Raw genomic sequence first — 13,391 nt, 5'->3', positions numbered from 1 at the left:
CTGCCGCTGTCGACGACCATACCGACTGACCGTGAGGGACCAGACCAATCCATACCATAGGTGCATCCAGAATATCGGCGATCAGGCAGGTCACCTGTTCCAACATCCGCGTGACGGGCAAATCCGCCTGTGAGTCTGCATGCAGGTGTTCGACCTGGATAATGGCCTGATAAAAGGCTCGCTGGGCTGCCAAGTGGTGTTGTGTGGTTGACATGTCCCCTCCCCATTCAACGCGTGGGGCAATCGTAGCACCTTAATGTGACATTATGATGGCGTCTCAGAGTGAGCCGTGTTTATCGTTGTCACACCCATTGTTACGTCTTTTTCGGCCCAGCGCTCGCGCAGTGCATTGTATTGAATGGCGGGCCACAAATAGAGGACAAGAAAAACGATCACTCCCGCGAGCGACAGCGGCAGGAGGCTCGCCGTCGCGCCCAGAGAAATCCGAAAAATCGGCAATTTCATGGTGGCTCCCCCTCTTTACCTGTTGTCCAACATCGGGTTCCCCCACCCATAAATTATGTCACCAGGGACACGTGATGGCGACAAAAAAGCCGCTGAGAAGATTAATGGTTCGATGCAAGACAGGGACCGCCCGTCGCGGTGTGGCCAAATCGGTCTCCACAGACAAAGGAGAAACCGATTGGTCCATTTATCACTCCTTTTGCAACGATTCAGCGACTTGCTCGATGGGCAAGTGCCGGACATTTTTGCCTTTCGCCAGATAGATCACGTATTCGCAAATGTTGCGCGCATGGTCGCCAATGCGTTCGATGGCCTTGGCGATGAACAGCACGTCAATGGCCTGCGTGAGGATGCGTGGATCCTCCAGCATATAGGTGATCAATCGGCGCATGGCAGAGCGATATTCCTGGTTAAGTATTTCGTCGCCCTTGGCCACCTCGATAGCCGCCTCCGCATCGGCCTGCGCCAGGGCGTCCATGGCCCGGCGCAGCATATCGAGGGCATACTTGGCCATGCCGTCGATGTCGCGCAAGAAAGTGGGGCTCGCACTGCGTAGCCCGTGGCCCATCGCCAGCACCATGTCAGCGATCTTCGCAGCCTTATCCCCCATACGTTCCAGATCAGCAACGGTCTTGATGATGGTCATGACCAAACGCAGATCACCCGCAGCAGGCTGCCGGCGCGCAAGGATGCCGATGCACTCCTCCTCGATACGCACTTCATAATCATTGACTTCATAATCACGGGAAATAGTTTCGCTGGCCAAGGCGCTGTCTCCTGTTTGCAGCGCCTGGATGGCGTTGGCGATTTGCTCCTCCACCAAACCACCCATGGCCAACACCATGGTGCGAATTTCATGGAGTTCTGTATCAAAACGTTGTGAGATATGCGGATCAATCTCTACCATTTTCAGTCTCCTGAGCCGTAACACCTCCGTGGTATGGCGAGCCGGGTAATCGCGCCCGGCTCCCGGTCCCGCTTACTGGATTTCGGCAATCTGCTTGCGCGAAAGGGCTACAGCGCTATCTGGCAGGGGGACGAAGTGCACCGCCTGAATGAAGTGCGGCGCATTGCCACCCTTGGGATCAATGGACCAGTTCAGAAACTTGCGCAGTTCTGCCGCGACCGGGGCATTGGGCTGGGTCTTGCTGACAATGGCATACTCGTAGTTGATGATGGGGTAGGACTTGGCGCCTGGAGCATAAACCAGGCTGATGCGCTCGTCGGCAGGGGTCTTGGCGACCATTTCAGCCGTTGCCGCCTTGGCATTGGCCACCGTCGGCAACACAAACCGGTCGGCACGGTTTTCCAGCATGGCCAGACCCAGATGGGCTGCTTCCACCGGTTTCTTCCAACTGATGCCAATGTAGGCGACGCCATAGGGCGTGGTCTTCAGGGCCTGTACCATGCCAGGGTTGCCCTCGGCACCAATGCCGCCGGGAACGGCCGGCCAACTCACCGTCGTGCTGTAGCCGATATTCTTGCTCCATACCGGTGTGGTATCAGAGAGATACGTCGTAAAGATAAAGGTATCGCCGGAACCATCCGTACGGTGTACCGGAATGATCTGATGGTTGGGCAGCTTGACGCCGGGGTTGAGTTTGGCAATGGCGGCGGCGTCCCAGTTGGTGATGGTGCCATTATAGATCCCTGCCAACACGGGACCGGAGAGCTTGAGGTGGACGTTGTTCAAACCCGGCAGGTTGTAGTTGACCATTTGAATCGAGATGGCCAGCGGGACGTTGAGGATATTGGGATGCATCTTGATCTGGGCATCGCTCATGTAGGCATCGGAAGCACCGATCTGCGCCACGCCGGAAATGGCTTGCGCAATACCAGTACCGCTGCCCGTGCCTTGGGTGGTGATCTGCACGCCGGGATTCATTTTGGTATACACCGGCACCCACAGGTTGAAGAGCGGATAGAGCAGGGTCGATCCGGTCTCCAGCAGGGAAATAGGCGCCGCCGAGGCGGGCATGGCGGCGAAGGCGGACAGGGTCAGAGTGGAAAACAGGGCGATGCCCTTCATGCTGCGAGACAAATCGTTTTTCATGCGAAAAGACATAAAACCTCCGGTGTGGGACAATGAACGAGGACAAGATAGGATGCGCACCGCTTTAGAAGCCATAGGTGAGCATGACGCGGTTGTAGATGAAAGAACGGCCTTTATTGAACGCGGCGCCATTGCTCAAGAAGCCGTTATAAGCGCCCTGGCCGTTGCTGACCTCCACACGGTCGCGGATGGACAGGCCCTTGAGCTTGCCTGGAAGGAAATAAGTCAGATCCAAATAGGTATCATTGCTCGCCCCCTGAAAATAGGTATGGTAACGCGCAAAGGCCGCCATCAGCAGGACCTGCTTGTCAAACAGGTTCTGTGTCCATTTGACCTTCCAGGCATTGCCAGGTCCCTGTTCTACGAGGCCACGGATCATGGAGGTGGTATAGAGGGGGTCGGTGGCATAACCGACAGTATAAGGCGAAACGATGGCACCACCGCCCACCGCCCCGGCGTGGGGAAGGATCTCGTTATAGGACCAGGCGAGTTGGCCGCCGCCGATGATGCTGTTGAGTCGCGTATAGTTCAGACCGGCCTGCACTCCCCAGGAGGTATTGCTGACAGAGGTGGCGGAGACGGGCGAATTGTTGAGCCTGGTGCCGTCCAAGAGGCTGTTATTGCTCCATTGGCGCATAAACTGGGCGGCGATGAAGGGATCAAGCCCCGTCCCTGTCTTGAGGGTGTAGTTGGCGTCGCTGTAGAACGTGTTGGCGAACTGATAAAAATCATAATACCAAGCCTGGGCTTTCAGGCCCATGACCTGGGTGCTGACGCCGAAGGCCAGGGTACCACTGGTTTGCGGGGCCGAAGCGGAAAGGGCCGGCGTACCGCCATAGAGGGTATCTCCACTGAAGGTGGCGGGATAATACAGGTTATCCTTATAGTAGTTGCCGGAGGTGCGGCTTTTCCAACGGAACTCCCGCAGGCCATAGAGCTTGACTTCATGGATGGGACTATATTCGGCATAAACACCCTGGTAGGTGGCGGGTAGGAGGCGCGAATCGGAATTGTTCAGCCAGGGTGTATTGACGACCTGATCACCGGCACGGATCAGCAGCCTCTTGGGGACGGCATATTGCAGATAGGCTTGGCCGAGGGCATTGACGGATTGCTGCGGACCCATCAGGGTTGTATCCAGATGTGGATAAGCGGGGGCACCCGACAAGTTGTTGGCGCCCAGGGCATTGGCGGTGTAGAAGCTTACCCCGACGCCGAAGCCGCCCAGGAAGGGAGCGGTCTGGATGTTGAGCATACCCCCGAGACTATAGGCGTCCTGGTTGAAGGTGTTGGGACCGCTCGCACCGTAGAGACGGCTGAAATAGTAAGAACGAATCTGCCCGCCAATCTTGCTGGCGGCAAAGAACTGGCTGAGTGTTTCCGCTTGAGCCGCTGCACTGGTCAGGGTCAGGAGCGCTGCTGCGCCCAGGACCTTGTATACGGTTTTAGGGGGTTTCATGGATCCTCTCCTCCGTCGCTGTTGAGTAGACATCCACTGGCGGAGCCGGTGGCTTTACGATTGCTGACCACTTCAAGGAGCCTGGTCGCAATCGGAAAAACAACAACTGAGCCCAGAGCAGTAGCCAAGGCATTGGCACATTGACTATCTCAACGTCCGAATATACAGGGCGATTGTGACAGCTTGATGAACCTACCCAACCAGCCCTTGGCCCACTGATTCCCCTCGAATAATCGCAGGTTGGCTCAGGGCGGATATCCTCTGCCGGAGTTTTTACCCTGAGTTGTCATCAAAACGTCACATTAAAGTGCTATCCTCTTGTCCCAACGCGTCATGTTCTTGCTTCGGTGCTACGGAGGGTTTATGCCAACACGTGCGGCACCATGGAACGATTTGCTGGATTCCTTACTCGCCCTCCACGATCGTGTCTTGGACGAAAGCGAAAAACGCCTCGCCGCCTTGGACAGCCAGGATCCCAGCTTGCGATTGCATCCCGGAGTGCGCAATGTGATCCATTATCTGGCCCTGCGCAGCGTCGATATCCGCCCCCTCCAGGAAGCCTTGGCCCGAGAGGGTCTGTCTTCACTGGGACGTTGTGAAAGCCATGTCTTGGACAGCATAGAGCGCATCATCGCGGTGCTTCGGGCAGCCACCGGAAAAGCCCGAGGGCACGCTTTAGATGTCTCAACGATCCGTAGTGACGAGGACATGTCCGTGCTCCGGAGCAACACCGAGATACTCCTGGGACCAGCCCCAGGCAAACGGAATACCCGCATCATGGTGACCCTGCCCGGCGAGCGGGCCAATGATCTTGCCTTCATGAAAGAGTTGCTGACTTCAGGCATGGACATCGCCCGGATCAATTGCGCTCATGACAGTCCGGTGGAGTGGGCAGCAATGGTGCAGACGCTGCACCAAGCGAGGCAGGAGACGGAGCGCCCGTGCAAGCTCCTCGCCGATCTGGCCGGCCACAAGATTCGCACCGGCCCCTTGGCCATGGAGGAAGGCGTCCTGCACCTGCGTCCCGTACGGGACCATCGGGGACGGACGGTTATTCCAGCACATTGTCGTGCAGCGTGGAAAGAGGATGCACAGGGTCCGCTGCCCCCGGTGGATTGCCAACTCCTGCCGATCAAGACCAGCCGTCCCCCAGAAGCCGGGGAAGTATTACGCTGCACGGATGCACGAGGCAAAGAGCGCCGCCTGGAGGTCGAATCCGTGACAGACTCGGTGTTGACCCTGAGTTGCCCGCAAAGCGCCTATCTCATAAACGGGAGCCCGTGGCAAAGCGACCAGCGCCGCCGCTGTCATGGGCACATCGCCGGTATTTCCGAAACACCTACCGCCATGCTTCTCGCCGTAGGAGATCACCTCTTGCTGACCCGGGATGTCTTGCCTGGCAAGGCCGCAGACCCGGATCGCCATCAACCCGCCCGCATTTCCTGTACGATCCCCTCCCTGGTGGAACGTCTACCGCTAGGCCAGAAGGTATGGATGGATGACGGTAAATTCGGTGCGGAAGTGATTTCCCAGTCTCCCGATGGCGCGCTGCTCCAGATCATGGTTGCTAAACCCGGTGGAGATCGCCTCTTCCCCGACCGGGGCTTGAATTTTCCAGGTCTATCCCTGAACCTGCCCTCTTTGAGCGACAAGGATCGCGTCGATCTGGACGTGATTGTCCCGTTGGTAGACATCATCGGCTTCTCTTTCGTGGAAAGCGCCACGCACATGCATGCACTGCGTGACGCCCTCAGCCAACGTCAGGCCACACACCTCGGCATTATCGCCAAGATTGAAACCGCCCAGTCCTTTCACCGACTGCCGGAAATCCTCCTCGCCGCCATAGGCCGCCAACCATTGGGCGTCATGGTGGCCCGCGGCGATCTCGCCATGGAGGTGGGGCCGGAACGGCTCACCGAAGTGCAGGAGGAAATTCTATGGCTTGCCGATGCCGCCCATCTGCCGGTGGTCTGGGCCACCCAGGTTCTGGAGAGCCTCGCCAAAAAGGGGATGATCTCACGCCCCGAACTCACCGATGCGGCCATGGGAGAACGAGCGGAGTGCGTAATGCTCAACAAAGGGCCATTTATTGGCCAGGCCGTGCGCACCCTGGATGACATCCTGACCCGCATGCAGGGCCATCAGCGTAAAAAATTTGCCCTCATGCGCGCTCTACATTGGTCATGAAAATGCCCGCGGTTGGCTGGATTTTCTCTTGGTTGGCAAAAGACTCGCTGTGCCTGGGCTTTTCGCGGGCAGCCTGCACGGATGCGGCTTGAGGTGAAATGGGTGAGGGCTGAGAAGATGGCGATATCCCCTTCCGTAATCCCACGAGATATCACTGGTGCCGTGCTGCCGATCAAGACTGGAGCGGCGCTGGCGGTGGACCTGGATGAGGACAGCGCCTTGAGCGGTAAGCTGCGCTGGTACGCCCATCCCAAGGCGCTAGCCGGTCTTGCAGACCGTTGAGCCGGAAAGCGTGACCAATCTCCTAAAGGACGCCTTCTCCCCCTCGTCCTAACGGCAACCGACCCTGGACACCAGCATTAGGTGCGTTGAGTAATTCTAATTCGCAGTAGAAATGTTGTGAAAATAGGGTATTCGTAATTTCCTGTGTACGGCTTCAGATTTCCTGGATGGTGTTCACGTTCCAAAATCGCAATAGCTTGCGTATGCATGGATGTATGCCACCTTTCCAAAATCGTAAGAGGCTGTGTATGCCATAGCCTGAGCAGCCCTGGATCAAAGGCGATTGGTGCCCAGTCAGCGCGCGCTTGTCCATAGGGGACTTGCCTCGGATGCCACTGCCTCTGATGTCCTTGCAGCAGTATCATTCTGAGACTATATTCCATTCAATGCGAGTGATTGCCGTGTCTACCCTTCGAGACTTCTGGAATGCCCATCCCGACGCCGAGCAACCGTTGAAGGCTTGGTACGAAGAAGCGACGAACGCGACCTGGACTCAGCCCGCCGACATCAAGGCGCAGTATCGCAGCGCCAGTGTGCTGAAGAACTGTCGAGTCGTCTTCAACATCAAAGGCAATGACTACCGGTTGATCGTAGCCGTCGCGTACAAGTTGCAGATTGTCTACGTGAAGTTTGTCGGCACCCACAAGGAGTACGATGCAGTGGACGCAGAAACCGTTGAAATGGCCTGACTGGCCACGGAGAAAAGCATGGACATCCGCCCTATCCACACCGAAGCAGACTACAAGGACACTCTCAAAGAGATTGCAGTCTTGATGGACTCTGACCCTGATCCGGGCACGCCGGAGGGTGATCGTCTGGACATCCTGTCCACGCTGGTGCATGCCTACGAGGCCAAGCACGTCCCCATTACTGCGCCCGATCCGGTGGAGGCCATCAAATTCCGTATGGATCAAATCGGTCTGTCCGTCAAAGATCTTGAGCCGATCATTGGCAAGAGCAACCGCGTTTACGAAGTTCTGAATCGCCAGCGTCCGCTGACGCTGGCCATGATCCGTAGACTGCACCAGAGCCTGGGCATCCCGGTCGATGTGCTGGTTGCGGAGACGGTTGCCGGGTGATCACCAAACGCTGAGATTGGCTTCTACGCAATGGTGGAACCGCTGGATGGCCCGCCGTCCGAGATCAACTATGGAGTGGATCTGCGACTGCTTGCAGCGGTGTTCGACATCGGCGATGGCACACTCATACACAAATCGCCTGCAGAAGCGAACTAAGCTGGTTTTGGTCAAATACACAAAATAGGACAGAATCATCTGTGATGCGGTAGGGGGGTCATACACACCAAATTACGAACGCCCTGAAAATACTTCTCCCGTAGGTTCGTTGTAGATTGAAAGTCCGCGGGAGTTCGGTGACCTAAGCATCTGGCTCCGGTGGCCGCCGCCAATGGGATCGGCAGAGAATCTTGGTAGGGTCACAGCGGTCGCGGTACTTGCGAGCGATGCCCCGGATTTCCTCCAGGAGTCCCGCCGAAAGGGTGACAGGCTCCAGCCCCAGATTCCGCAGACCCTGGTTTGCCACCCGCAATTCATTCTCGGCCTGCTCGTTGCGGGGATTATCCACAAATGCCACAGGAATATCGGTCAGGGTATGGATCAATCGCGCCAAATCCCGAACACGGTGGGTCTCGGTGGTCTGATTGAAGACCCGGACCCGCTCACCAGGCGCCGGAGGATGATCGACGGCCAATTCGATGCAGCGGACGGTATCGCGGATGTGGATGAAGGCCCGGGTTTGCCCGCCGGTACCATGAACCGTCAGTGGATGGCCCACCGCCGCCTGCATGAGGAAACGGTTGAGCACCGTGCCGAAGTCGCCGTCATAGTCGAAGCGGTTGATGAGCCGCTCGTCCAACTGCGTCTCCGCCGTCTCCGTCCCCCAGACGACACCTTGGTGCAAGTCAGTGATTCGCAATCCGTCGTTTTTGTTGTAGTAGTAAAAAAAGAGCTGATCCTGGGTCTTGGTCAGGTGATAGATGGAGCCGGGATCCGCAGGATAAAGAATTTCCGTTTCTTCGCTTTCCTCGCAGTCCGGCGAGACCAGTTTTACCTTTTGATAGCCCTCGGGCAACTGGAAGCGGGAAGTTTTGTAACCATAGACCCCCATGGTCCCGAGATGTACCAGGTGGCAGTGCGCTTCCAGTCCGCATTCCACCAAGGCGCACAGCACGTTATGGGTGGCGTTGAGGTTGTTGTCCACCGTATAGCGCTTGTGCCAGGAAGACTTCATGGAATACGGGGCGGCACGCTGCTCCGCGAAATGGACAACGGCCTGGGGGCGCCAACGCCCGAGGAAATCCAGGAGTCGCTCATAATTCTTGGCAATGTCCATGGCGGTGAACCCAATCCGCTGCCCGCTGAGGGTTTGCCATACCTGCAAACGCTCCTCCAGGGGCCGGATAGGCGTCAGGGATTCCACTCCGAGTTCGCGATCCTGCCGTCGGCGGACGAAATTGTCGAGGATGTGAACCTCGTGGCCCCTATGGGAGAGGTACAGGCTGGTGGCCCAGCCGCAAAAGCCATCGCCACCCAGAATCACGATCCGCATCGCGTTTTCTTCCTATACGACGTCTTGCCGAGGGAAAGCATTCAGTGCATCGGGACGCGCCGGTACCAGCAGGGACGCAAATATCTCCGTGCAGCGGCGCCAGTCGTGGGCCAGCGCCGCAGTCCGGCAGGCATCACGGGAAACGGACAAGGCGGCCAGGGCGGCCTTGCCCAAATCCTCATCCAGATAACCGTTGATCCCATTCTCGACCACGGTCTGGGGACCCACCACCGGATAAGCGGCGACCGGCACGCCGCAGGCGTTGGCCTCGTAAAGGACCAGTCCCAGGGTGTCGGTGCGGCTGGGAAAGACCATCACGTCAGCGGAAGCCAAGTGGCGCGCCAGCGTCTCCCCCCGCATCAAGCCGAGAAAATGCACCTCGGGGTAGCGTCTTTGCAAATCCGCGCGGAGGGGTCCATCACCGATCACATGCTTGCTGCCGGGTAAATCCAGACGGAGGAACGCCTCGACATTTTTTTCCACCGCCACCCGACCGAAATTCACGAAGGCCGGACGGGGACCGGGCAGATGGGCGAGACGTTCCTCCTCCGGCAAGGGCCGAAAGAGTTCCCCATCCACACCACGTGGCCACAAGCACAGCCGATCCAGTCCGCGCTCCCCCAGCTCCTGGGTCAGGGCCGCATTGGAAACCAGAATACGATCCGCCGCCCCGTGGAACCAGCGCAGGTAGGCGTACCCCCAAGACACGGGAACCGGGAATCGGGCGGCGACATATTCGGGAAAGCGGGTATGGAAGGACGTGGTAAAGATCCAACCCTGTTGCCGGCACCAATTGCGCGCGGCCAGACCCAGGGGGCCTTCGGTGGCGATATGCACGGCATCCGGCAAAAACGCGCTGAAGGTCCTGCCGATACGGCGTTTGGGCCAGAGGGTCAAGCGAATTTCCGGATAGGTTGGGCAAGGGATACTGGTGCCCCCTTCGTTGGTGACCATCCGCACCTCATGCCCCAAATGGCGCAACTGGGTTGCCGTCTGGCTCAGGGTCGTCACCACCCCATTCACTTGCGGGAACCAGGCGTCCGTCACCAGAGCGACCTTCATGGACAATCCGGTGCGCTTTGCGGCAGCCCGCTATGCGCCTGGCGCAGCCATGCCATGGGCACCCACGTCAGGGAAACAAGACCCTTCTGTTCATTCCACGTCGCCATCGCATGCAGTACCCGACCGTCACCCGCCGTCACCGCCTCGTGGTTTTCCCAAAAGTCCCCAGCGGCTTCTGCCAGAAGGCGGCCGGCCCAGGCGCCCACCGACACGACTTCGGTCGCCGCCCGCCAGGCCAAGGCTTCCATGACCGCCTCGGGTATCCAAATGACCAGACGGACGGCCCTTAGCCGCCCTTTATGCCCCGACCGATTCACAGTACATACCGCCTTTCTCAGGCTGGCCGGCCTGATCCAGCAATTCCATGAGATTCAGCAACTCCTCCGAGATCTGCCAGATGCGTTTCTTCAGATCGTCGAGATGCGCACAGGATTCTGCCTGCTGCAGGAGGCAGAGAAACACCGCCTCACGGCGCTCGTCGGCATCCACCTGAAAGCGTCCGGGATGAAAGGCGCCCTTCTCATACAGTTTGGCAATGCGTTTTTGCATCGCATTGAGTTCCACGGTTTTCCTCCATGTCTGGTTGGCGGGAGGTCTGCAGCGATGGTCCGGCCATCCCGATCTTTACGTGGTCTCTGTTCGCAAGCCCGGCACCCGCTGCAAGGTCTTCCCGGACTCAACAGGGCTGCGCCGATCCTCCGTCAAGCCGCGCCGGACGCCTCCTCTTCTTCGTCCAGGGCTTCCAGAACATCCATCAATTCCTGAACCCGATCCATGGCATCGGCCATCCGCACCATCCAAGCCTCCATATCTTCACACTGTCCCGCTTCGCCCATCAGGAACATGAACAGCGTATCGCCCTGGATAGCCGCGGCCTCCGGGGCGCGATCGGGCGCATAGATACCACCGGCGTAATGTTGGGCTATTTGCTCTTCCACCGCATTGCGTTCCATACATCCTCCTGCCAGTCGACCATCAAGGGTGGGATACCCGAACGCAGAGTACCATTCGAATGTGACAGTTTTATGAAACCGGTTTCGTCGGCTTCGACATATTCCTCGGGCTTGCACCGGAGCCGGTCGTGATCCTGGCGAACCAGGCGCGGGGAGCTTATGAAGCCCCTGAAAGGCGGTCCCCCTAGCGCGGTTGCCCAGGTTGCCGCTGGAACTGAACGGCCGATGCACCTCGGACCTGTCGGGTGACCAGATAGAATGTGCGCCTGCACCCCCGAACGCTCCTCTGGATGGGCCGATCGTTTTTTCTTGACGTGCTTCTGCGGGGTGGTGTAAAAGCTCGACATCATTTTGCGTTAGGAGGCAGCGAGGCTTGGACAGTCACCCTAGTAGGCCCCATGGGGGCAACTCAGGGCCCGGGATCTGGGGCGGCTTGGCCAAGTAACGCTTGCGCCACCGCCTGGCCCTCGGGCGGTGTGAACCATTTTTCCCTATTCACAAGTTGAATGCCGATCTTGCTTTGGGCAAGATCGGCGGGATGGTTATGTCAAAGTCGCGCTCCATTGTTCATAGTGGAGGATGCGTTATGTCGGCCATACCGGAAACCTCTGCGGCACCCACCGAGGCGGATCTATCAACTGCGTCACCATCCCTCCTGGTGGCGGCGTCATCACCTATGCCCAGACGGGCGCAATGTACGGCATCGGCTTTTTTATCCCTTTCTTGTTGCTCATGATTCCCGTGGCCTACGTCGTACAGGAGATGACCGTCCGCCTGGGTGCCGTGACTCATCGCGGCCACGCCGAAATGATCTGGGGCCGCTATGGCGCCTTTTGGGGCGTGTTTTCCCTGCTCGATCTCACCGTTCCAACATCCTGACCCTGGTGACCGAGTTCATCGGCATCCGGGTGGGCATGAGCATCTTTTCCGTATCCCCTTTCCTTTCGGTGCCGATCGCCTGGATATTCGTCGCCTCCATCATGATTTTTTTGCATTACAGCACCTGGGAACGCTTGGCGCTGTGGATCGCCGCCGGCAACATCATTTTCGTACCCCTGGCCATTGCCGCGCATCCGGACTGGAGTCAGGTCGTTGCCGCCATCGGTAACTGGCATATCCCTGCCGCCGCCGCCCTGGGTGCCTTTACCTATGTCATCCTCGCCAATCTCGGCACCACCATTGCCCCCTGGATGCTGTTTTTCGAGCAATCCTCCGTCGTCGACAAGGGACTTACCGTCAATGACATCCCCAGCAGTCAGACGGACACGGCCATCGGCAGCCTCTCCATGGGGATCATCGCCATCGCCATTGTCGTGCTGACGGGAACGCTGGTCTACGGACACACGGGCGCGGCCAACTTTGATATACAGGCCATACTGCACATCCTGCGGCAAAGCAGCCTGGGCAGCATCGGAACCGCCCTGTTTGCCCTGGGCCTCGTCGAGGCCGGACTGATAGCGGCCATCGCCATTACCGCCAGCACCTCCTGGGCGGTGGGCGAGGCGCTCAAACTGCCCCGCAGCCTGAATCTTAAACCACAACGCGCATTGCCTTTCTATCTGTCCGGCATACTCAGCGCCGCCATGGTGGTCCTGATTCCTCATATCCCCCTAGGCTTCCTGAACCTGACCGTCCAGGTGATCGCCTCCATTTTCATGCCCGCCGCCATGCTGTTCCTGCTCATGCTGCTCAATGACCAGGAGATCATGGGCAGTTACGTCAATCGGCCCTGGCAGAACTACTCGGCTTTCGCCATCGTCGGCTTCCTCATCCTGGCCAACGGACTGTAGGCTATACCGTGGTATTCCCTTCCTCCTAAGGAGTTCCCATGCACCGCAAAGAAGATTTTCATTCGGCGCCAACCCAGGATTTTCTGGAGTTTTTCGAGGAGGAAACCCATCTGGAGCCCCAACCCCTCACCCGCGCCCCCGTTCGGGGATGGATCCAGGTCGCCTTCTGGGGTCTGCGGATCTACATCGCGGTGATGCTGGTCATGGTGGCCATCGGTTTCGTGCGCGGAATTCATTGACCGGGGAATATCCGCCATGACGCCACAGATGCCCGACCTCGTTCTCACCGCGGAAGACCTGCTCCTCGCCTTTGTCCTGGGTGCCCTCATTGGTATTGAGCGGCAATGGCGCCAACGGACTGCGGGCCTGCGTACCAATACGCTGGTGGCGGTGGGTGCCGCCATCTTCGTGGACCTGGCCCTGCGCATGGGCGGATCGGCGGAAGCCATCCGGGTGGTCGCTTACGTCGTTTCGGGTGTGGGCTTTTTGGGCGCGGGAACCATCATGAAGGAAGGCGCCAACGTGCGCGGCCTCAACACCGCCGCGACATTCTGGGGTTCGGCGGCCGTCGG

General features: G+C 58.5%; 18 protein-coding genes. 8 read left to right on the top strand and 10 right to left on the bottom strand.

All coding sequences use genetic code 11. The features are described from left to right. The 5 genes from M7F93_RS08785 to M7F93_RS08765 form a co-directional block, all read right to left on the bottom strand. A partial coding sequence (locus M7F93_RS08785; protein WP_298172104.1) for a hypothetical protein occupies positions 1-214 on the bottom strand: 214 nt, incomplete at its 3' end. Between the two features lie 50 nt (positions 215-264). After that, on the bottom strand, positions 265-465 hold the full coding sequence (locus M7F93_RS08780; protein ID WP_298172100.1) for a hypothetical protein: 201 nt from the start codon (positions 463-465) through the stop codon (positions 265-267). A 190-nt stretch (positions 466-655) separates the two neighbouring features. Then, positions 656-1,372, bottom strand: coding sequence for a phosphate signaling complex protein PhoU (gene phoU / locus M7F93_RS08775; protein WP_298172097.1), 717 nt, complete (start codon positions 1,370-1,372; stop codon positions 656-658). Positions 1,373-1,444: 72 nt separating this feature from the next. Next, positions 1,445-2,530, bottom strand: a complete 1,086-nt coding sequence (gene pstS, locus M7F93_RS08770; RefSeq protein ID WP_298172094.1) for a phosphate ABC transporter substrate-binding protein PstS — start codon at positions 2,528-2,530, stop codon at positions 1,445-1,447. A gap of 52 nt (positions 2,531-2,582) precedes the next feature. Next, positions 2,583-3,977, bottom strand: coding sequence for an OprD family outer membrane porin (locus M7F93_RS08765; protein WP_298172089.1), 1,395 nt, complete (start codon positions 3,975-3,977; stop codon positions 2,583-2,585). A gap of 363 nt (positions 3,978-4,340) precedes the next feature. Between M7F93_RS08765 and M7F93_RS08760 the strand changes: the two genes are divergently transcribed. The 4 genes from M7F93_RS08760 to M7F93_RS08745 all read left to right on the top strand — a co-directional run bounded on the left by M7F93_RS08760 (position 4,341) and on the right by M7F93_RS08745 (position 7,525). Next, complete coding sequence (locus M7F93_RS08760; RefSeq protein ID WP_298172086.1) at positions 4,341-6,164, top strand: pyruvate kinase; 1,824 nt, start codon at positions 4,341-4,343, stop codon at positions 6,162-6,164. A 117-nt stretch (positions 6,165-6,281) separates the two neighbouring features. Beyond that, positions 6,282-6,446, top strand: coding sequence for a hypothetical protein (locus M7F93_RS08755; protein ID WP_298172082.1), 165 nt, complete (start codon positions 6,282-6,284; stop codon positions 6,444-6,446). Between the two features lie 401 nt (positions 6,447-6,847). After that, positions 6,848-7,135 (top strand): type II toxin-antitoxin system HigB family toxin, encoded by a 288-nt coding sequence (locus M7F93_RS08750; RefSeq protein WP_298172078.1) that lies wholly within the window; start codon positions 6,848-6,850, stop codon positions 7,133-7,135. A gap of 18 nt (positions 7,136-7,153) precedes the next feature. After that, positions 7,154-7,525 carry a helix-turn-helix domain-containing protein gene (locus M7F93_RS08745; RefSeq protein ID WP_298172075.1) on the top strand — a complete coding sequence of 124 codons (372 nt, stop codon included), beginning with the start codon at positions 7,154-7,156 and terminating at the stop codon, positions 7,523-7,525. A gap of 298 nt (positions 7,526-7,823) precedes the next feature. Here M7F93_RS08745 and M7F93_RS08740 read toward each other — a convergent pair whose 3' ends face one another. The 5 genes from M7F93_RS08740 to M7F93_RS08720 form a co-directional block, all read right to left on the bottom strand. Further along, positions 7,824-9,014, bottom strand: a complete 1,191-nt coding sequence (locus tag M7F93_RS08740) for an NAD-dependent epimerase/dehydratase family protein (protein WP_298172072.1) — start codon at positions 9,012-9,014, stop codon at positions 7,824-7,826. 12 nt (positions 9,015-9,026) lie between these two features. Then, on the bottom strand, positions 9,027-10,076 hold the full coding sequence (locus M7F93_RS08735; RefSeq protein WP_298172069.1) for a glycosyltransferase family 4 protein: 1,050 nt from the start codon (positions 10,074-10,076) through the stop codon (positions 9,027-9,029). Beyond that, positions 10,073-10,324: a hypothetical protein gene (locus M7F93_RS08730; RefSeq protein ID WP_298172066.1), complete on the bottom strand. Its 252-nt coding sequence runs from the start codon at positions 10,322-10,324 to the stop codon at positions 10,073-10,075. Before M7F93_RS08730 ends, M7F93_RS08735 begins: the two co-directional genes overlap by 4 nt. A 49-nt stretch (positions 10,325-10,373) precedes the next feature. Next, positions 10,374-10,640: a hypothetical protein gene (locus M7F93_RS08725; RefSeq protein ID WP_298172063.1), complete on the bottom strand. Its 267-nt coding sequence runs from the start codon at positions 10,638-10,640 to the stop codon at positions 10,374-10,376. Between the two features lie 137 nt (positions 10,641-10,777). Next, positions 10,778-11,029 (bottom strand): hypothetical protein, encoded by a 252-nt coding sequence (locus M7F93_RS08720; protein WP_298172060.1) that lies wholly within the window; start codon positions 11,027-11,029, stop codon positions 10,778-10,780. Between the two features lie 579 nt (positions 11,030-11,608). Here M7F93_RS08720 and M7F93_RS08715 point away from each other — a divergent pair. The 4 genes from M7F93_RS08715 to M7F93_RS08700 all read left to right on the top strand — a co-directional run. Continuing rightward, complete coding sequence (locus M7F93_RS08715; RefSeq protein ID WP_298172058.1) at positions 11,609-11,908, top strand: divalent metal cation transporter; 300 nt, start codon at positions 11,609-11,611, stop codon at positions 11,906-11,908. A gap of 35 nt (positions 11,909-11,943) precedes the next feature. After that, entirely contained in the window at positions 11,944-12,819 is an 876-nt protein-coding gene (locus M7F93_RS08710; RefSeq protein WP_298172055.1) for an NRAMP family divalent metal transporter, read from the top strand. A 38-nt stretch (positions 12,820-12,857) separates the two neighbouring features. Then, complete coding sequence (locus M7F93_RS08705; protein ID WP_298172052.1) at positions 12,858-13,058, top strand: hypothetical protein; 201 nt, start codon at positions 12,858-12,860, stop codon at positions 13,056-13,058. Positions 13,059-13,074: 16 nt separating this feature from the next. Beyond that, the coding region (locus M7F93_RS08700; protein ID WP_298172050.1) for an MgtC/SapB family protein at positions 13,075-13,391 on the top strand (317 nt) is incomplete at its 3' end.

The organism is Acidithiobacillus sp. (assembly GCF_027322205.1).
GTDB lineage: Bacteria > Pseudomonadota > Gammaproteobacteria > Acidithiobacillales > Acidithiobacillaceae > Acidithiobacillus.
Note: the sequence above shows the minus strand (reverse complement) of the source record. Positions and strands in the feature narration are given on the sequence as shown.